The 19,359-nt window shown below is 36.5% G+C and carries 19 protein-coding genes; 1 reads left to right on the top strand and 18 read right to left on the bottom strand.

The window, feature by feature from the left end:
- Nucleotides 1-7: 7 nt before the first annotated feature.
- The 18 genes from JJN12_RS02305 to JJN12_RS02220 all read right to left on the bottom strand — a co-directional run bounded on the left by JJN12_RS02305 (nucleotide 8) and on the right by JJN12_RS02220 (nucleotide 17,272).
- Nucleotides 8-1,090, bottom strand: coding sequence for a DegT/DnrJ/EryC1/StrS family aminotransferase (locus tag JJN12_RS02305; protein WP_208428180.1), 1,083 nt, complete (start codon nucleotides 1,088-1,090; stop codon nucleotides 8-10).
- A gap of 11 nt (nucleotides 1,091-1,101) precedes the next feature.
- Nucleotides 1,102-1,506, bottom strand: a complete 405-nt coding sequence (locus JJN12_RS02300; protein WP_208428179.1) for a cupin domain-containing protein — start codon at nucleotides 1,504-1,506, stop codon at nucleotides 1,102-1,104.
- Nucleotides 1,507-1,515: 9 nt separating this feature from the next.
- Nucleotides 1,516-2,013 (bottom strand): dTDP-4-dehydrorhamnose 3,5-epimerase, encoded by a 498-nt coding sequence (rfbC, locus tag JJN12_RS02295; RefSeq protein ID WP_208428178.1) that lies wholly within the window; start codon nucleotides 2,011-2,013, stop codon nucleotides 1,516-1,518.
- Between the two features lie 23 nt (nucleotides 2,014-2,036).
- A complete protein-coding gene (gene gmd / locus JJN12_RS02290; RefSeq protein WP_208428177.1) occupies nucleotides 2,037-3,068 on the bottom strand; it encodes a GDP-mannose 4,6-dehydratase in 1,032 nt (343 codons plus the stop codon).
- Nucleotides 3,069-3,146: 78 nt separating this feature from the next.
- Complete coding sequence (locus JJN12_RS02285; RefSeq protein WP_208428176.1) at nucleotides 3,147-4,247, bottom strand: hypothetical protein; 1,101 nt, start codon at nucleotides 4,245-4,247, stop codon at nucleotides 3,147-3,149.
- 12 nt (nucleotides 4,248-4,259) lie between these two features.
- Nucleotides 4,260-5,060: a hypothetical protein gene (locus JJN12_RS02280; protein WP_208428175.1), complete on the bottom strand. Its 801-nt coding sequence runs from the start codon at nucleotides 5,058-5,060 to the stop codon at nucleotides 4,260-4,262.
- A 15-nt stretch (nucleotides 5,061-5,075) separates the two neighbouring features.
- A complete protein-coding gene (locus tag JJN12_RS02275) occupies nucleotides 5,076-6,035 on the bottom strand; it encodes a glycosyltransferase family 2 protein (RefSeq protein WP_208428174.1) in 960 nt (319 codons plus the stop codon).
- 53 nt (nucleotides 6,036-6,088) lie between these two features.
- A complete protein-coding gene (locus JJN12_RS02270; protein WP_208428173.1) occupies nucleotides 6,089-7,573 on the bottom strand; it encodes an MBOAT family O-acyltransferase in 1,485 nt (494 codons plus the stop codon).
- Complete coding sequence (locus JJN12_RS02265) at nucleotides 7,570-8,565, bottom strand: hypothetical protein (RefSeq protein ID WP_208428172.1); 996 nt, start codon at nucleotides 8,563-8,565, stop codon at nucleotides 7,570-7,572. The genes JJN12_RS02270 and JJN12_RS02265 overlap by 4 nt, the downstream gene beginning before the upstream one ends.
- Nucleotides 8,566-8,575: 10 nt before the next feature.
- Complete coding sequence (locus JJN12_RS02260; RefSeq protein WP_208428171.1) at nucleotides 8,576-9,661, bottom strand: glycosyltransferase; 1,086 nt, start codon at nucleotides 9,659-9,661, stop codon at nucleotides 8,576-8,578.
- A complete protein-coding gene (locus JJN12_RS02255) occupies nucleotides 9,661-10,782 on the bottom strand; it encodes a glycosyltransferase family 4 protein (protein ID WP_208428170.1) in 1,122 nt (373 codons plus the stop codon). The genes JJN12_RS02260 and JJN12_RS02255 overlap by 1 nt, the downstream gene beginning before the upstream one ends.
- Nucleotides 10,766-11,800: a hypothetical protein gene (locus tag JJN12_RS02250; RefSeq protein ID WP_208428169.1), complete on the bottom strand. Its 1,035-nt coding sequence runs from the start codon at nucleotides 11,798-11,800 to the stop codon at nucleotides 10,766-10,768. Before JJN12_RS02250 ends, JJN12_RS02255 begins: the two co-directional genes overlap by 17 nt.
- A 15-nt stretch (nucleotides 11,801-11,815) precedes the next feature.
- Complete coding sequence (locus JJN12_RS02245) at nucleotides 11,816-12,847, bottom strand: acyltransferase family protein (protein ID WP_208428168.1); 1,032 nt, start codon at nucleotides 12,845-12,847, stop codon at nucleotides 11,816-11,818.
- Nucleotides 12,848-12,898: 51 nt separating this feature from the next.
- Nucleotides 12,899-13,147, bottom strand: a complete 249-nt coding sequence (locus JJN12_RS02240) for a hypothetical protein (RefSeq protein WP_208428167.1) — start codon at nucleotides 13,145-13,147, stop codon at nucleotides 12,899-12,901.
- Between the two features lie 72 nt (nucleotides 13,148-13,219).
- Nucleotides 13,220-13,429, bottom strand: a complete 210-nt coding sequence (locus tag JJN12_RS02235) for a hypothetical protein (RefSeq protein ID WP_208428166.1) — start codon at nucleotides 13,427-13,429, stop codon at nucleotides 13,220-13,222.
- A 95-nt stretch (nucleotides 13,430-13,524) separates the two neighbouring features.
- The gene (wecB, locus tag JJN12_RS02230; RefSeq protein WP_208428165.1) at nucleotides 13,525-14,706 is read right to left on the bottom strand and encodes a non-hydrolyzing UDP-N-acetylglucosamine 2-epimerase; all 1,182 of its coding nucleotides are present in this window, start codon (nucleotides 14,704-14,706) and stop codon (nucleotides 13,525-13,527) included.
- 137 nt (nucleotides 14,707-14,843) lie between these two features.
- Nucleotides 14,844-16,055: a polysaccharide biosynthesis C-terminal domain-containing protein gene (locus JJN12_RS02225; RefSeq protein ID WP_208428164.1), complete on the bottom strand. Its 1,212-nt coding sequence runs from the start codon at nucleotides 16,053-16,055 to the stop codon at nucleotides 14,844-14,846.
- A 179-nt stretch (nucleotides 16,056-16,234) separates the two neighbouring features.
- Complete coding sequence (locus JJN12_RS02220) at nucleotides 16,235-17,272, bottom strand: polysaccharide biosynthesis protein (RefSeq protein WP_208430288.1); 1,038 nt, start codon at nucleotides 17,270-17,272, stop codon at nucleotides 16,235-16,237.
- A gap of 655 nt (nucleotides 17,273-17,927) precedes the next feature.
- Here JJN12_RS02220 and JJN12_RS02215 point away from each other — a divergent pair.
- Entirely contained in the window at nucleotides 17,928-19,088 is a 1,161-nt protein-coding gene (locus JJN12_RS02215; RefSeq protein WP_208428163.1) for a GGDEF domain-containing protein, read from the top strand.
- Nucleotides 19,089-19,359: the final 271 nt, after the last annotated feature.

The following is a 19,359-nucleotide window of genomic DNA, read 5'->3' as shown; positions in this document are numbered from 1 at the left end:
TTACGAACTAATTATAGTACTCTCTTATCTTACCACAAACATATGTTATTTGTTCGTCAGTTAATGTTATTGCAGACGGCAGCCATAAACCTTTTTTAGAAATTTCTTCTGTAATAGGATAATGCCCTTCATATCCATAAGCTGGTTCTGCATGAAGTGGTGGATAAAAGATTCTTGACCCTATACCATTATCCTTTAAGAATTCAAGCAGCTTTTCTCTATCATCTGCCAAAATGTCATAAAACCAAGGTGATGTCTCTTCCAAATCAGTTGGTATTAATTCCACTCCTGTAATACCTGATAACAGTTTTTCATAGAGTTTACCCATCTCTTTTTTACGCATAACTCTAGAGTGGAGCTTTTTCATCTGCTCAATTCCAATGACCGCCTGAACATCTGTAAACTTAAAATTCCAACCCTTAGTTAAGTAATGGTCACTTCCGCCTTTGTCCCTGCCGAAGTCCCTTATTTTCACTATTTTATTATAAAGCTCTTCATCATCTGTGATAAGAGCTCCTCCCTGCCCTGTAGTTATTATCTTAGGTACACTGAAAGAAAAGCTGCCTATCTCGCCAAATCTACCAAGATGTTTGCCATTGCAAAAGCTTCCTAGAGACTGCGCTGCATCTTCTAAAAAGTGGATTCCACGGGACTTACAAAACTCGACATACTTGTCAATGTCCTTAGGGCATCTTCCATTGATAGAAACAAAAAATACAGCCTTAGTCTTCTCTGTAACTGCATTTACCATAGCATCATAGTCCATGCATAGAGTATCCCTATCAATGTCTACAAATACTGCCTTTGCACCAATAAGTTCTACCGCATTAGGAGTAGCTACCATGGTATAATCAGGTACTATAACTTCGTCACCAACACCTATGCCGCAAGCTATAAGTGCAACTGACAGGCTGACAGTTCCATTAGGCATAATGGAACAATACTTAGCTCCTGTGTAGTCCGCTATCATGCTTTCAAGCTCTCTAGTCTTCTTAAATTCCATCAACCAGCCGCCTGATTCCATATACTCATTCAAAGCATTTTTTTCATTATGATCGTAAGATGGTTCCATCTGAATGATAAAGTCCATTGTTTTTCTCCTTAATTTTCTATCCTTCTTCTATCAACATCTGCTCCCAAATAAGGGCCGTTTTTAATTTCAATTACCTTTGTATCATCTGAGAGTATTGTATAACCATGCCCACATTCAAGGAGCACTAAAATCTCGCCCTGTCCAACTACAAAAGTTTCTAGAAGGTTTTCCGACAAATCATATATTCTAGCTTCTAAACTTCCCTTAATAACATACAGGACTTCACAGGTTCTATTGACATTTCTATCCACCTCATTATGAATATGTCCAAGTAATCTTTTGCCGTTATCATAGTTCCAAGCTCCTACCTGAATGAACTCGTCATCATTTGAATAGAAATTTAGCCCTTCCTTTATATCGCTTTCAAGAATGTGTCTGGCAACTACTTTACCGTCTTTTATTATCTCTTTCATTTTTCTCTCCTATCTATCCCTTGCAGATAATATTGGGTTATTATCAGGCCACACTATGCCAAATTCCGGATCATTCCACTTAACAGTGAACTGTTTTGCATCTCCGTATACGGTTGTCTGTTTATAATTATAAACTGCAACATCACTAAGTACATAAAATCCATTGCCAAACATTGGAGGAATGTACACCTGATGTCTGTTCTCAGAAGTAAGTATGAATGCCTGCCACTTACCATATTCATCTGAGTTTTTATCATTGTTAAGTACAACCTGATATATCCTTCCATAAGCACACTGAACCAGCTTTGCTGTCTTAGGATCACCATGCATACCTCTAAGCACACCCTTATATGTAGTAGATAAATCATCCTGAATAAACTTATCTGTTATACCCATCTCAGCGTATAATTTTTCATTATACACCTCAGTATAGTTTCCTCTAAAATCCTCAAAAATATCAGGCTTAATAAGCAGCACACCTTTAAGATTAGTCTTCTCAACTACCATAATATCTCCTTTTTGATAATAACTTATTTTGTCTTTTCAACCAGTTTAATATCACTATCTACCATAATGTTTACAAGCTCATCAAAACTCGTTTTCCTAGGATTCCAGCCTAACTTTTCTTTAGCCTTAGCAGGATTGCCTAAGAGAGTCACTACATCTGTAGGCCTGAAGAATTCAGGAGACACTTCTACAACTATCTTACCTGTACTCACATCAATACCCTTCTCCTCTACTCCCTCACCTTCCCATCTAAGTTCAATCCCTGCCCTCTTAAATGCTCTGGTACAGAAATCCCTTACTGAATACTGTTCTCCTGTTGCCACTACAAAGTCATCAGGCTCATTATGCTGTAGCATAAGCCACATGCACTCAACATAGTCCTTTGCATATCCCCAGTCTCTGAGCGCATCGAGATTACCCAGATATAGTTTATCCTGTACACCAGCTGCTATCTTTGCTGCTGCCAAAGTAATCTTTCTGGTGACAAAGGTCTCACCTCTTCTTTCAGACTCATGGTTGAAAAGTATACCATTGGTAGCAAACATACCATAGCCTTCTCTATAATTCCTTACTACCCAGTAGGCATACTGCTTTGCAGCCGCATAAGGAGAATAAGGATAAAAAGGTGTTGTCTCACTTTGTGGTATCTCCTGTACCTTTCCAAATAGTTCTGAGGTTGATGCCTGATAGAATCTACACTTCTTTTCAAGTCTGCAGGTTCTTATAGCTTCAAGCAGCCTTATAACTCCTGTACCCGTAGCATCCGCAGTGTACTCCGGCACCTCAAACGAAACAGCTACATGGCTCTGCGCCGCAAGGTTATATATTTCATCAGGTTCAACCTTAGAAATGATTTTAACCAAACTCAAAGAATCAGTTAAGTCTCCATAGTGTAAATGAAAATTAGGATTGCCCTCAAGATGGTCTATCCTTTCCTTTTTCTCGGTAGAAGCTCTTCTCACTATGCCATGAACTTCGTACTCTTTTTCTAATAAAAGCTCAGCCAAGTATGAACCATCCTGCCCTGTAACGCCTGTAATAAGTGCTTTTTTCATGTTTTCACTCCCAACCTATGTTATATAAACTTTACATTACAATACAATATAATATATATATATATGTTCAAACATTTATCACCATCCATTAAACTTTACGCCATCAATCTTTATCAGTTCCTCAATACTTACACTATTTTTTTTGTCTGAAAATATCCCATTATCCATGATAATATCGTCAACAAACTGCTCATTTCGAGCAAGCTTCCATATTCTTGCACAAATTGATACTTGAGACATACCTGTAATAATCCCTTTACATTCCGACAAAGACATCATATCCAACATAACATCTTTAGCTAAGCAATATTTAGGATTTTCTCTCGTCTTAAATGTATCACTCTTTCCTAAAGCAGGATTATCTATTGTAGATGACCTCTCTATATCTGTGTGATATACTAACTTATCACCATATTTGTCAATGAATCTTTCCAAATTATTATTATCTTCAGTTGCCAAAAATATATAATCATATTTATCAATAATCTTGTCAATTTGTTTAAAATAGTCTTCCGGCAAAATAGGCTTAGGATGGTTATAATATCCTCTATTAAAATCTGTTCCCCTTGCCTGCACTCCTAGAACTCTTGAATCTTTTCCAAAAATTTCATCTATTTTACTTTGTAATTCAAGTTCAAGTTCTTTTCGTACTCTAATATATTTCCTCCAAATTTTTCCTGTATCTTCAAAATACTCCTTACTTAATCTATAGCCATCATTCTTGTAGCGTTCAGCCAACATAGCTAAATCATCCCTACTCATTGAAGTTGTCCGAAATCCCTGATTATATATATTCATATCAATTCCAACCGGCTGTTCAAAATAACACTCCCAAGGATTATCTTTTCCTAAAAACCCTTTCTTCTCAGCATATAATGACTCTTCAGACATAGAGACAACAGGATAAAATCCCAATTCATCTGCTACCAAGCAACCCTCAATTACTTCTCTTAAAATAGCACAAAACCCATAGTATGCATACTTTTCGTTTATAAGGTAAAGCACTTTCCCTTTTTCCTTATCACCCTTTTGCACTATCTTATATAGCGTCCTATTGTTATAGAGATTATTTACATCCTTAATAAACTCCATATTATTAAAATTTTTCAAAAACTTTGCTAGGAATCTTATTCTCTCATGTTTTGCTATTTTTGTTATTATATCAGCCTTTAAGCTCATGCCATTTCTCCTTTATATCCCGAAATATTTCGCCGCAATATACATAAGCCTTTCCTTAACTTTCTTCAAAAATGGTCTTTGGGTAAGATCAACAGCAAAAGGGTTTTCCTCAACTCCTCTTACAGTTAAGTCAATATCAATATTATGTTTATGAAACAACGGTTCTACCACTTTTCTCACCCATTTTCCTCTGTATATACCTGACCAGTCTTTAAGCGAATATTCAAATGGACCTTCAACTCCACCAATAAGTGAATAAAAGGCTTTTTCACATCTTCTTGTTCTTGCATTGCCAATAACCTCCCAGTCCCAAGGATTTTCCCATGGTCTGGTGTATTTAAGCAGTATTTCTTTTCTCCACAGTGCAGCCTGACAATTCAATCTATAATCTCCATCCTGAGGCCTCTTCTCAAAGCCTTCAAACCTGCCATCTTTTATATTTTCACCGTATGCGGGCATAAAGCAAAAAACAGCTACATCATCATTTTTATCCAACCACTCTATGCACTGATCTAACATATTTTGATTCACAGGTCTGGTTAGAAAAAAATCGTCCAAATACATTAACACATACTCAGTATCTATTCTTTTAAGTGTCTCAATAAGCCTCTTTCCCCATTTATCTTTAACACCATGCTGATACAGTCTAAATGTCTTTATCCCCATATCTTCATAATCAAAGGTTTTTGACTCTGTATTAAGTACAATAGGCCACTTCCTATCCTTCCACTCAGCCTTCATTATCTTAAATAGAGGATACCACGTGTCCTCGTATTTATCACAGCTATTTACCAAAATAGTACACTTTTCCATTATACCTCATACCTCTCAATATTTATACTTCTTTTTAATAATTTTTATCCATAGCCGTGGAAAACACTTAAATATCAGTAAGGCAATATTAGTTTTGGTATCTGCTATGAATCCACACTTTCTTAAGTCAACTTTATACTTTCTTATATATTCACTAAAATTATCCTTTGATAAACTCATAAATGCATAGTATAGGAGCTTATCATGTATAACCACTGCCTCTGCATCTCTCGCAAGCTTTATTTCATTATTTCTCTTAAAAAACTCAACTCTTTCTTCTTTGAATTTCATTTCAAACTCTATAGTTTTTCTTTGAAATCCCTTTGATATGATACTCCCTTCTCTATTTATCCTGTAATTATACAGGCACTTATTTACATATGCTATTTTATTAGCCCTGTACATTGACTCTGCATTGTACATTATATCTTCATAAACTCTGCTCTTAAACCACAATTCAGAAATAATCTCTCTTTTATACAATTTATTCCAAACAGAAATGTTGAACCAATATTTACTATTTGCTGTCATTGTATAATGTAATATTTCTTTACCTGTAGTGATAAAGCAGTCATCATACTTTACTTTAGGTGTCTTACCATCCTTAAGGCACTCATTATATCCGCATATTGCAATGTCAGAATTAGTCCTTTCAGCAGCCTGTACTAATTCTTTGCAATAGTCTTCTTCTATCCAGTCGTCACTATCCACAAAACAGATATAATCTCCTGAAGCTATCCTCAATCCCCTGTTTCTCGCTTCTCCAAGTCCTGCGTTCTCTTCATGAATAACCTTGATCCTGCTATCTTTAAGAGCGTATCTGTCACATATCTCTCCGCTCTTATCTGTTGAACCATCATCTACAAGGATAATCTCAAGGTTTAGATAAGACTGATTTATAACAGAGTTCAAGCATCTCTCCACATATTGCTCAACATTATATACCGGAATGATAACACTTATTAACTCATTCATATTTTTCCCCTTAATGTTTTAATTATCAAACCTCAATACACTCAATCATTAAGTTAAAATTGCATATATATAAAGTTAATTGAGTCGCCATATCCGCCATTTTGCAAAATGAAACTTGCAAAAATAATAATTATTACTACCGCATAATTCAGCCATCTTACTGCCATATTTCTCTTTCTTAGTTTTTCTCCAAGTTTAACATCAAATGCAGAAATTACCAAGAAAACAACCATACACATTATTCCAATCAATACTTTCAGTTTTTCATTACCTAACAAACTTGAGAAAAACGCATGATTGCTAATGTTGGTTGCAAAATTAGTAACCATTCTACCAAGGACTTTAACTGTCGTAGTGGTTGAATCAAGGTTTAAGAACATATTTCCTATACAGAATATAAGAAAAGTCCTTGTCCTCTGGAAATATTCGTAAGGTTTACTCTCAGTATTTATTTTAAGAATAGCAATTATTTTGATAAATACAGGTGTAAGTATCTCTCCCAGTATGATGGTACATGCGTACAGCATACCATTACCTATCCAATACTTCAAATCAGCACCATGCCAAAGTCCAACTATACTCCATAAAATCACAAGAGCTATATAAGTTGATAGCTTTTTAAAACTTTTCTTACCTATTTTTTCTACAAATTTTTTAGATGTCTTTCTATTCATCCAAAGTAAAATAGGGTAAAATACATAGTCTTTCACCCATGTACCAAGGGTTATATGCCATCTGCGCCAAAGTTCAGAGACATTTTTTGCTGTAAATGGTTTATTAAAATTCTCGACTACTTCAATTCCAAAAAGCCCTGCAGCACCAATTGCTATGTCCATACAACCTGCAAAGTCACAATAAAGCTGCACAACAAAAAGCATTGCATTTATAGTAAGTAAAGCTCCTGATACATTTTCATAATCAGAATAAATTGCAGATACAAGCACTGCTAGGTTGTTAGCCACAACGATTTTCTTGAAAAATCCCCAGGTCATCCTATATAGAGATGCAATCACTCTTTCATAGTCGAAGCTTTTTTCTTTTAAGAATTCTCCGCCCAGTTGGTTTTTCCTAGAAATTGGCCCCGTTACCATCTGAGGTATAAAACATAAAAATAGTATATGATTCCAAATATTCTTTTCTCTTTCACAGTTTCCATTTCTAATATCTATACAATACCCCAATGCTTGAAATGTATAGAACGATAGTCCCATCGGCACCCAAAAATTTAGCCCTTTAGCTAATATTAGTCCATTATATTTAAGCACCAATAATATTCCCAAATTCACTCCTATACCAATAAACCATGCAAATACATGTGCCGATTTTGAATCCTGATATTTCTCGTATAAATATCCATAAATCCAAGTAGTCACAATCGTTGCAAGTAAATAAAGTGCACTCCATTCAGCATATCTAACATACCAGATTATACTAAACAATACTAATATCACATTCTTAGTATTTATAGATTTCACTTTATAATATATCGGTAATATTGCCAGCATAGCCATCCAAAAAAACGGATTTAAAAATATCATTTGACTATTCCTCCATTTTCATATATTCTCATATATTTTTGATTTTTTCCAGCTAAGTTATTTTCTATGATTCTACATATTCCTTCACCATAATGCCATGCATCTTCCCATTCATCTTTCATATATGACAAATCGGATATGTACTGCATATCATAAACAGTTGCATAATATGACAGCTTCTTTTTTAATTCATCTGCCTGCTTTAATATTTCAAAATTCTTGGGCACCTCATCGTATAATCTGCCATTTATAGGAGGCGAGAAGAAGATTAGTTTAATACCATTTTCCTTACAATACTTTGCAATTTCTATTAAACTATCTACATCTTTACTGTTCATTTTATATACATCAGTAGCTTGTCTATCTGCCTCGATAGTTTCGTTATAGAAATTTTGTTGCTCTTTTTCATTTTTAATGCCATTTTCACTAATTATCTTCTTTTTCACATAATTTATAGTTGATTCCAAAGCCATCCTATTATTATAATAATCAAAAATATAACTTTTATACAGTTCCCATCCGCTTAAATCTACGATTCTACTCAGCCTGTCCATATTATAATATGTATTTAGAGCTTTACTATCTAACTCAAAAATAACTTTGTCCAGTTTTACCCTCTTAGTAGTATAATAAAACTCTAATATACTTTCTTCCGGCGGGCACCCTCCGTAAGAAAGATTTAGCCATTTTGTATCTTTATTTCCTTCAATTCGAGCCAAATTTCTGACATCAATCCTATCTATCTTTGAATCTCCAAAAATAACACTATATGTTTTGTCATCAGATAAGCAGTTTATATATTTTATTGTTGGGTAAGGATTATATTTTGTAACTCTATTCCCACTTTCATCCACTATAAAAGTATTCTCTATCTCGTTAAAATACTTTACACGAACACCAAAAAAATCATACAAATCAAACCGTATAAAAACAGCATAGTAAACTACAAAAAATAAACAAATAATTCCTAACCTTTTATATAGTCTTATCATTTAATCTTCCTCAGTTTTTATGGCATCCACACTTTTCTCTATAAGCTTGACTCAGCTCCTTTAGCACATTCTTTATATCAAACTTGTATATATCATCACATAAAACATCTGACTTCATATTTTCGCATTCAGCTACAGCCTCACACCACTTGTCTATGTTATCATCCAATGATAGTCGTTTAACATTAGGTACTACACATACGTTTTCAGGAACTTTATCTGAAACAACAACAGGTAGTCCTGATGCTTCTGCCTCCAAAACAGCTATTCCAAAGCCTTCATACAGCGATGGAAATACAAACACATCACTTGATTTAAGCACATTATATATATCGGAGCGTCTGCCTAAAAATAAAACCTTTCCATCTAAACCTTCATCAGCAACCAGCTTTCTGATACTGTTTTCCAATACACCACCACCTACCAGAGCTAGGCAGGCATTAGGTTTGTAAGAAAGAACTTTTTTAAATACTTTAATTAGAAATTCATGGTTTTTAGGCTTTGAAAAGCTTCCTACATGGCATAATACAAAGGATTCTTCATCTATTCCAAGTTCATCCCTTATACTAACTCCATTCTTAAATTTATCCACATCTATCCCATTGCTCACTACAACCGTATTTGTACAGCCATAATATCTATTGACAGCTCTCCTTAATTCTTCGTGCAAAGCAATTGGTGTAACTTTATACTTTTTGAAGAGAAATCTGTTTACAAATCTATCATATATTCCCGCATCTGTAAGCACTTCGCTATGTATAGTATGAAATATCGGTTTTCCTAAAGTACCTGCCATCACAACATATTTAAGCGCGGACATATGTGTATGTATCACATCAGGGTTAAAGCTCTCAATCTCCGCTTTCAGCTGTTTCACAAATGAAATATCCAAAGGCCCTTTTTTATTTAAGTAGGTAACATGTAGCTTTTCAGCCTTTATTATCTCATCATAAATAGAGCCACTTGGCGCATAAAATGATACAGCCTTCATCTCCATACAGCTTCTATCAAAATTTCGCAGATAAGTAAGCACCAGGCCTTCTGCTCCTCCTACATTAAAGCTAGGAACAACCTGTAAAACTCTTATTTTCTTCATCAGCTTCTCTTCTCTATTATCTCCTTAACCATATATAAGATTTTAGCGGAAATCCTGCTTATATCGTATTCACTTTTTGCTTTTTCATAAGCAGCTTCTCTCAGATTGTCATATCGATCAGCCTGAGTAATTACCTCTTTAAGATGCTTTTTTAGTTCTTCTACATTTTGTACATCAATCAAAATACCGCAATTGTCACCTAGCATCTCAGGTATGTTTCCAACTCTGGTTCCAATAATTATCTTCTTAAGAGCCATAGCTTCCATTATAACATATGGGCAACCTTCTGTATAGCTTGGCAGGACAAATACTGATGCCCTGTTAAGCAGTTCCATAGCCTCTTTGTGAGATTTTTCTTCAATAAGCTCAACGTTTTCAAAACTATACTTTTTTCTTAACTCATCTATGTATTCTATCTTGTAAGGTCCAACAATCTGCAATTTCCAGTCCTTGACCACAGTTTGAATACTTTTCCAAGACGCTATAAGTTCTTCTATGCCTTTTTGCTTAATTACCCATCCCAGATACATAACTGTCTTCTCAGTTGATTCACTGGGAACAGGCAACGCCTTCAAATCAATCGGATTTGGGATATATTCTATCTTATCACGAAAGTAAGCACTTAATTCATCTTTGGTACTTTTGTCAATAGCAATAGTTCTAGCTGACAATGTAATTACTTTTTTAATTAGCCTCCATTCAATTGTATTTTTCCTAATGATCTCAGGAATCCTGCCAAAATGTATATGATAAATAAAGGGGATATTTTCCCTCCTAAGCAGGTTTGCTACCATAAGATCCCTAATAGCCGCTAATGAACCACTTGTCGCTATATGGACACAGTCCATTTTATCAGTTTTTATTTTATCCCTTATTTCAGAGACTATCCCAAACATAGCAAATCCACTTACAAATACTCTTTTAAGGATTCCTCTTCCTTCCGTCACCCTTCCCTTAGGCGCAGTATTTACAAGAGAAATGTCTGCCAAATTATTCTTTGATAAATACTCTGTAAATACTCTTGTCCAATTCGCAATCCCACCATATGGAGGCGGTAATGGGGCAACGAAGCAGATCTTTATTTGCTTATGTTCATTTTCCATATTATTTAGATTTGTCATATTGACCATTCTCCCAGATTTTCATATATTTACGGCTAATCCCCGCAAGATTGTCCTCAACCTGCCTCATTATGCCTCCCGTAAAATGTGATGAGTCTAGCCAATCCGATTCCATATATGATAATTCTGACTTATCTTGCATATCGTATACTACTGCATCTTTCGATAATTCGCTCTTAATCTCGTGTAATTCTTCCACCAAATCTTTCTTTTCTTCGACAAGGTCACTTATTTTGTGATATAACGGTGGCGAAAAAAATATCAATTTGATATCATTCTCTTTACAGTATTTAGATATTTCTTTTAAATTCTCTACCGCTTCCTCATTTATTGTATAGGTTTTTAACACCTTAATCTTATCCTCTATTCCTTTTTTTACTAATTCAGTCTTACTCGTATTCTCCTCATTAGTTATCCCCCTAATTTTTTTATACGCTTCTTCCAACATAGTTTTATTGTTGTAGTAATCAAAATAATATGCCTTAATCATATCAAGATAAGACATGTCAAAATATTTACTAATTCTATCCATTCGCCAGTTGTTATTGAGTGCATGAAAATCCAATTCAAAAATTACTTTTTTTAGCTTTAACCTTTTCACTGTATACCAAAATTCAAGTATACTCTCTTCAAGGGCTGCACCACCGTACGAAATATTGAGATATTTTTCTCCTGAAATTGAAGATAGCCTTATTACATCTAAAAATGCAAACTTTGAATCCCCAAGAATTATACTATACTCATTGTTTTTATCAATATCATTTATATACTTCATCAATGGATAAGGACTATTAAGAAACGTCTTATCACCATTATACGAAACAACTTTTGTATCAGTGATATTATGCAGATAATCAGCTCTTATTCTTGAAAAATCATTTGTATCAAAAGCTAGAAACAATAAAAAATACGAAACAAAAAACAATAATATTCCAGTAAATTTCAGGTATAGTTTACGCATTTTTAATCTCCTAACACATTGTTTAATAATATTTATGTTTAAAGTCAATCCTCTCATCACCTCATCCAAGGTTTATGCTCTTTTTATAATATATGGTATAGCTTTATTAAACCTTGAGGACATAAGCCCCAGCAACAAACTTACAACTATTCCAATCCCCATAACCACATAGTTTATCTCTACACCGAGCGCAATTATAGCATTTACTACAACCATGTGATACAAGTATGTTCCATAGGTTATATCAATCTTAGCTCTAAGCTTTATCTTAAATAAATATCCAAATATAATAGTCATGGCTGCAAGGGCAATCCCGCTAAGCAGTGGGAGGTATGAACCAGATATCAACCCATCCCCCACAAAGTACATTGCTACAAAGAATAAGCCGGCTATTGCAATCAATCTATTATCGCAATTAAAAATTTTCTCTCTAAATCTGTAAAAGAAACAGCCAATCATAAACATGTACAAGTATGGAATTATGCTGCAGTTCAATAACTTTATGGCAATCATTTCACCATCGCCAGCTATAGCAGTCAGATAATTCAGGCCGGCAAAGCAGGCAATAAGAATACTCCAAGTAATAATTCCTTTATTTTTAAGCCATTTCCATATAAGTAATATTATAACATAAAACTCCAGTTCTACAAGTATAGTCCATAGGCTCCCATTAGGAGCACCTACACCACAGCCTCTCAGCCACTCACCGGTGTAGAAGTTTAGACAACCAAACTGAGTAATAACATATATCAATCCTTCCTTCAAGTTAGGCTTCGGGCTATATAGCACGAAAATCACAACAGTATTTATAAGCACACAGAGCCAGTATTCTGGAAATATTCTAAAGAATCTCTTTTTAAGAAACTTTGGCTTGTCTATGTCTCCATTCATACTATCTCTATCAAGTGAAGCAGCCGTTAGATAGCCGCTTAAGGCAAAGAGGATTACAACTCCCTGAAACTTAATTAAAGCTTGTAATACCGCAGGAAGCTGAAGTTTAAAATGCTCTGCCATGTGATTTATCATTACTTGCAGCATAGCATAATATCTTATTATGTCAAAAATGTTATTCTCAAATGAAAATTTAGTTACAGGCTTATTCACCCTACTTCCTCCACACCATCTTATTCACAACCCACGAACCCCCTATTAAATCTATGCAACTTCCAAGAACTTATATAGTTCTTCCGCACCATATTCTAATTCTTTTTCGCAGCATGCAATAAGGAATTCATTCTGCTCCAAATACATCCCAGAGTCTGTATCCATTAACAGGTCAAACATTTCCATTTGCATAAATTTAGCGTAGGCTTCATCCGCACTAAGCCCTAATTTAGTCATGATAAATTTAGTTATATTTACCACGCATAGGCCTTTAATTGTTTCAATTTTATTCTCAAGCATGAGCTCTCCCCTTCGTCACGTCAACTTTGCTTTATTTCAGAGACGGTTCCATGGTAAAGGATGTATTCACAATCAGCTTGCAACATAGTTATCAATCTCCTCCACCATTTCTTCTTCTGTAAGGCTATCGAAAATGTCTGGGCATTCCACAATATAATTTAGTATTTCATACTTTTTGTCCAGCTTTTCAAAGTCTCCCTTTGTCATTTTATGAGCCTTCATATAATTGATTGACGCAAGATACATAAGAAATATGCTGTTATTTAATCTTCTCTCTGACATTCGCATACCTCCTTCATTCTAGTTCTATTCTACCTAATTTTTTCTCTATTTGTCCAAAACTTTACCTTTTACTCATTTCCCCATTAAAGTTACCCCTATTTCCTCCACACCATCTTATTCACAACCCCGGTATACCCTTGGATTATCCTTACCACCTTATCGCTTACATTCTCATCCATATAGTCCGGTGTAGGGAGGCCGTAGTCTCCGTTTAGCTTCAGGTTTACAGCTGTGTCTGCTGCCTGCAAGAGGCTCTTTTCATCTATGCCTGCAAGGATGAAGTCTCCTTTGTCAAGGGCTTCAGGTCTTTCGGTAGAGGTTCTTATGCAGACTGCCGGGAATGGACTGCCCTCGCTTATGTAGAAAGAGCTCTCCTCAGGGAGGGTACCGCTGTCTGATACCACCAAAAATGCAGACATCTGTAGCTTATTGTAGTCGTGAAAGCCTAGAGGCTCCTGTCTTATAACTCTGCTGTCAAGCTTAAAGCCTGATTCTTCCAGGCGTTTCCTGCTCCTTGGGTGGCAGGAGTACAGCACAGGCATATCGTATTTTTCTGCCAGCTTATTTACCGCGGTAAAAAGGGAGGTAAAATTCTCCTCAGTGTCGATGTTTTCTTCTCTGTGAGCAGATAAAAGGATGTATTTGCCCTCTTTTAGACTTAGCCTTGTAAGTACGTCACTTGCCTTAATATCGGCAAGATTGGCTCTTAGCACCTCAGCCATAGGGGAGCCCGTCACATAGGTTCTCTCCTTTGGAAGACCGCATTCCGCAAGGTATCTCCTCGCATGCTCAGAATAAGCCAGATTCACATCTGAGATTATATCCACTATCCTGCGGTTTGTCTCCTCGGGCAGGCATTCATCCTTACATCTGTTGCCCGCTTCCATATGAAATATAGGTATGTGGAGCCTTTTTGCTGATATAGCAGAGAGACAGCTGTTGGTATCACCGAGTATAAGAAGGGCATCTGGCTTAATGCTTACCATCAGCTTATATGAAGCAGCTATAATATTGCCAACTGTCTCTCCAAGGTCAGCTCCTACCGCATCCATATATACTTCAGCGTCTTTTAGCTTTAAGTCCTTAAAAAAGATTCCGTTTAGGTTGTAATCATAGTTCTGACCCGTATGGGCTAAGATACAGTCAAAATACAGCCTGCACTTCTTTATAACCTCTGAAAGCCTTATTATCTCAGGTCTTGTGCCAACTATTATAAGTAACTTCAATTTACCGTTATTTACAAAACTCACATCCGTGTAATCTGTCTTCATCTTCATACCTCATTATTTCAAACACTCATTTTTATCAATATTCATAGCTTTTATACTATCAATTCTTCGTTTTCCACTTACTAATTTGCTTTAATTCGCTGATTTTTTCATTAACTCATCATTTGTTATTACTTTATCATTCTTTAATTATCTGCTTCCACCTTCTCAAAAAAGGTGTCAGGTCTGTTCTTATCAAAGCTTTCATTCGCCCACATAAGAGTAATCAAATCCTCTGTATCTGAGAGATTGATGATGTTATGTGTGTATCCCGGCAACATATGTACTGCCTCAATCTTCTCGCCGCTTACATAAAACTCTAAGATTTCATCAGTTCCTATCTTTCTCTCCTGTATGAGAGCCTTGCCGGACACCACTATAAAGAATTCCCACTTGGTATTGTGCCAGTGTTCTCCCTTTGTGATACCGGGCTTGCTTATATTTACCGAGAACTGCCCGCAGGAGGCGGTCTTAAGAAGCTCTGTGAAGCTCCCTCTGTTATCCATATTCATCTTAAGCGGAAAGCTTACCTTTTCTTTTGGTAAATATGATAAATATGTGGAATAGAGCTTCTTAGCAAAGCTTCCTGCCGGTATCTCAGGCATAATAAGGCTCTCAGGCTGAGTCTTAAATTCCTCTAAAGTATCAGCTATTTCCCCAAGAGTCACCTTGTGAGTCACAGGAATGTAGGCATACCTGCCATCTTTCTCTCCTTTTGCCTCTACTCCCTCATATTCGCAGTATTGTGCCTTACCTTCAAGCGCATCCAGAAGACCTTCTACAAGGTCATCTATGTACAAGAGCTCTAGCACAGTATTTCTGTCATTTATCGTAAGCGGCAGGTCGTTGGCTGTATTATAGCAAAAGGTGGCGACTGCTGAGTTATAATTTGGCATGCACCACTTACCAAAGAGGTTTGGAAACCTGTATACCAGCACCTTCGCCCCTGTCTCCTTACTGTAGTCAAAGAAAAGCTCCTCGCCTGCAAGCTTAGACTTTCCGTATTCCGAGGTCTGAAATCTCCCTGCAAGTGTTGCCTGTACTGAAGAAGATAGCATTACAGGGCAGGTATTTTCACATTTTTTAAGTGTTTCTAAAAGTTCTGAAGCAAAGCCGAAGTTTCCCTTCATAAACTCCCCCTCATCCTTAGGGCGGTTCACTCCTGCCAGATTAAATACAAAGTCAGCCCTCTCACAATAGTAAAAGAGCTGCTTCTTGTCTGATTCTACATCATATTCATATATTTCATCTATCTTAAGGGCAGGTCTTGTGGTATTTTTCCCGTCTTTTATACACCTAAGGTTCTCCACAAGATTCTTTCCTACAAATCCTTTTGCACCGGTAACAAGTATATTCATATCTTAATCCAATCCTGTTCTTGCCTCATTCAGGCATTTTATTAGCCCATACCACTATTTTCGTAATCGGTGTGTCAAAAGTATTTGACACACATTGATACAGAATTGCTACAGCTACGCTTAGCAGGGTCCTTGCAAAAATATTCGTAATTCGCTCATTTTTTTGCAAAAAATGGTGGCTACTTCTCAAGTTCTTCCTTTATGTAGCTAAGCTCCATAAGCTTTGACTTTACTTCCTCCACGTCAAGAAGCTCGGTATTGTTTGAGTTAAACTCAGTTAGCTTGGCTCTTTCAATATTTCCCTGTGTGAAATATTTGTCATAGTTTAGATTTCTGCTGTCACAAGGCACCCTGTAGAACTTGCCAAGGTCGATAGCTCTTTCGCACTCCTCATTGGTAAGCAGAGTTTCATACATCTTTTCACCATGTCTTATACCTATCTGTCTTATGGCAGCCTTGTCACCGTTAAACAAATCACAAACCGCCTCCGCCTGAACCTTTATAGTGCAGGCAGGCGCCTTCTGTACCAGTATATCTCCTGTTTCCCCATGTTCAAATGCAAAGAGAACGAGGTCAACTGCTTCTTCAAGCGACATTATAAATCTTGTCATAGCAGGCTCTGTGACTGTAATAGGGTTCCCCGCCCTTATCTGGTCTATCCAAAGCGGAATAACTGAGCCACGAGAGCACATAACATTGCCATACCTTGTACAGCATATCTTGGTCTTTGACTGGTCTACGGTACGTGACTTAGCCACTATTACCTTTTCCATCATAGCCTTACTGGTTCCCATGGCATTTACAGGATAGGCAGCCTTGTCTGTGGAAAGACAGATTATACTCTTTACTCCTGCTTCTATGGCCGCGTTCAACACATTTTCAGTACCAAGCACGTTGGTCTTTACCGCCTCTATAGGGAAGAATTCGCAAGAAGGTACCTGCTTGAGTGCTGCCGCATGGAAGATATAGTCAACTCCATTCATGGCATTTTTAACGGAATTGATATCCCTCACATCTCCTATGTAGAACTTAATCTTTTCAGCCACCTCAGGCATCTTCGCCTGATACTCGTGTCTCATGTCATCCTGTTTCTTCTCATCCCTTGAGAATATCCTTATTTCGCCGATATCTGTAGAAAGAAACCTGTCCATAACCGCATGTCCAAATGAACCGGTTCCACCTGTAATAAGCAGGGTTTTACCTGTAAATATACCCATGATAATTGCCTTTCTGTAAGCTAATATATTAAAAATTATTGCTTGATACGCTGTAAGTGTCAAAAGACAATATATTCTCCTAAAAGTAACCCAACAGAGTATTATCCCTTTGACACCTGTATCATAATATGCTATAGTTATGGAGAAGAGAGTATCCACGTATATGGTACTCCCTAAGCTTGGTAAATCTTTTAACAGACTACTTCGCTTGTTTGCGGCAAGCAGGTAATCTACTTTCTCTTATCGAGAAAAGTAAAAATGGCGATAAGAAAACCGCCGAAGGATATTAGCAGACCTAATATCCCTATGAAGATCATGATGATTTCATAAGCAGTCATCAGCACCACCTCCCTTCGTATGATTCCGATTGCTCGGTTTGTACTTAGGGAGTTTCCTTTTTGTCGCAGATACTCTCCACAAAAATATTTTAACATAGTGGGCTGACATTTTCAATCAAATTAACTCTTTATATATTGCAGAATCTTGATTTCATGCACTTTCCCTATTGAAGTTAGAAAAAAAATGTGTAATAATTAAACTTGGTGTATACAAATACAGCAACTGCTTTTGATAATGAACTTTTAGTTTAATATTATATAAGTTTCAAATACTTTTGACACCCGCTTAGTTTAACAGAAATTTATGAGGTACAAATATGGGACTCACACATATATATGTCGCAAGTGCGGTAGGTATAGCACTGGTTATATCTATCATGTCCTGCAATCAGTCTATACTAAAGAGTGATAAGGTTGATTACAACATGCTTAGATACATGCTGATGATAGTAGGTGTATCCTGCTTTTTTGATGCTGTAGTTTTTACAGCAGACGGCAGACCCGGTGCACTTTGTAGGATAGCTAATATGGTCGGTAATACTGTCGCGTACATGGCAACCATATCGCTGTGCCTGCTATGGGATATATTCGTTATCTTCCACCTGTACGGCAATACATCAAGGGCAAGAAAATGGTCTGGAATCATCTCCATACCTGCTATTATCCTTTTCATAAGTGCCCTTATCAACTTGTTCTATCCTATAGTTTTTATCATAGATGAAAACAACGTGTATAAGAGGACGCCTTTTTCCTATGTTTATGTCCTCATATCTTTTTGCTACATCCTGTACAGTGCATACATACACACTACTTTTAAGAATAAAAAGCATGTAAGATTCTTCCCGATATGGGTGTTTTTGTTTCCTGTATTTATAGGCTTTATTGCACAGATTCTTTTCTATGGTCTTGCTACGGGCTGGGTAGGTGCAGCTATAGGGCTCTCCAGTGCATTCATGAGCATACAAAAGGAAAGTGCCTTCATCGACAGCCTTACAGGCCTTTTAAACAGAGCCTATCTCTTTAGCAGCAGACTTTATGAATCAATGCACGGTGGCATGATGCTGGATATCAACCGTTTTAAGTCAATAAATGACACCTTTGGCCACGACACAGGTGATATTGCCCTAAAAGAGGTTGCAAATATCCTATCTGAGGCTACAAGCGAGCGTGGAGTTGCTATCAGATACGCAGGGGATGAATTCCTCATCTTTGTTGCAGAAGCAGACAATGCGGTATTGTTAGAAATCAAAGATAAGATAATACAAGAACTTAGCAAGCTCAACCGTCAACATGACAGAAAGTATCAGTTGTCTCTTTCTTTTGGAATTGGCTTATATGACCCATCTTCTGAGAGCTTTGATGAATTTGTAAAGAAGCTTGATACGAATATGTATTACGATAAAGAGCAGTACTACCGAAGCCACGAGAGGCTTAGCAGAAGAAAGTCAGAGAGAACCGAAACCAACGTATTTATATAACTTGAATTTACCCCATATATATGATATAGTTATGGAGAAGAGAGTATCCATTACAAAATGAATGCTCCCTAAGCTTTAATTAGTGTCCAATTGGACTACCAAGCTTGTTTGGCGACAAGCTGGTTATTACTTTCTCTTGTTGAGATAAGTAAGAATGGCTATGAGGAGACCACCAAAGGATATTAATAAAGCTACTATCCCAAGGAAAATCATGATGATTTCGTAGGTCGTCATCGATACCACCTCCCTTCGTATTATTCCGAATAATCGG

The sequence above is a fragment of the Catonella massiliensis genome, assembly GCF_016651435.1.
Lineage (GTDB): Bacteria > Bacillota > Clostridia > Lachnospirales > Lachnospiraceae > Catonella > Catonella massiliensis.
The sequence above is the reverse complement of the archived record's forward strand: the minus strand, read 5'-3'. Positions and strand labels throughout refer to the sequence as shown.

Coding starts and splice junctions, on each gene's coding strand:
- JJN12_RS02250 (WP_208428169.1), bottom strand. CDS start 11,800: ATGAGAGGATTGACTTTAAACATAAATATTATTAAACAATGTGTTAGG.
- JJN12_RS02270 (WP_208428173.1), bottom strand. CDS start 7,573: ATGATATTTTTAAATCCGTTTTTTTGGATGGCTATGCTGGCAATATTA.
- JJN12_RS02240 (WP_208428167.1), bottom strand. CDS start 13,147: ATGCTTGAGAATAAAATTGAAACAATTAAAGGCCTATGCGTGGTAAAT.
- JJN12_RS02255 (WP_208428170.1), bottom strand. CDS start 10,782: ATGACAAATCTAAATAATATGGAAAATGAACATAAGCAAATAAAGATC.
- JJN12_RS02300 (WP_208428179.1), bottom strand. CDS start 1,506: ATGAAAGAGATAATAAAAGACGGTAAAGTAGTTGCCAGACACATTCTT.
- JJN12_RS02265 (WP_208428172.1), bottom strand. CDS start 8,565: ATGATAAGACTATATAAAAGGTTAGGAATTATTTGTTTATTTTTTGTA.
- JJN12_RS02285 (WP_208428176.1), bottom strand. CDS start 4,247: ATGAGCTTAAAGGCTGATATAATAACAAAAATAGCAAAACATGAGAGA.
- JJN12_RS02260 (WP_208428171.1), bottom strand. CDS start 9,661: ATGAAGAAAATAAGAGTTTTACAGGTTGTTCCTAGCTTTAATGTAGGA.
- JJN12_RS02225 (WP_208428164.1), bottom strand. CDS start 16,055: ATGAATATACTTGTTACCGGTGCAAAAGGATTTGTAGGAAAGAATCTT.
- gmd (WP_208428177.1), bottom strand. CDS start 3,068: ATGAAAAAAGCACTTATTACAGGCGTTACAGGGCAGGATGGTTCATAC.
- JJN12_RS02275 (WP_208428174.1), bottom strand. CDS start 6,035: ATGAATGAGTTAATAAGTGTTATCATTCCGGTATATAATGTTGAGCAA.
- JJN12_RS02220 (WP_208430288.1), bottom strand. CDS start 17,272: ATGGGTATATTTACAGGTAAAACCCTGCTTATTACAGGTGGAACCGGT.
- JJN12_RS02280 (WP_208428175.1), bottom strand. CDS start 5,060: ATGGAAAAGTGTACTATTTTGGTAAATAGCTGTGATAAATACGAGGAC.
- wecB (WP_208428165.1), bottom strand. CDS start 14,706: ATGAAGATGAAGACAGATTACACGGATGTGAGTTTTGTAAATAACGGT.
- JJN12_RS02305 (WP_208428180.1), bottom strand. CDS start 1,090: ATGGACTTTATCATTCAGATGGAACCATCTTACGATCATAATGAAAAA.
- JJN12_RS02215 (WP_208428163.1), top strand. CDS start 17,928: ATGGGACTCACACATATATATGTCGCAAGTGCGGTAGGTATAGCACTG.
- rfbC (WP_208428178.1), bottom strand. CDS start 2,013: ATGGTAGTTGAGAAGACTAATCTTAAAGGTGTGCTGCTTATTAAGCCT.
- JJN12_RS02235 (WP_208428166.1), bottom strand. CDS start 13,429: ATGTCAGAGAGAAGATTAAATAACAGCATATTTCTTATGTATCTTGCG.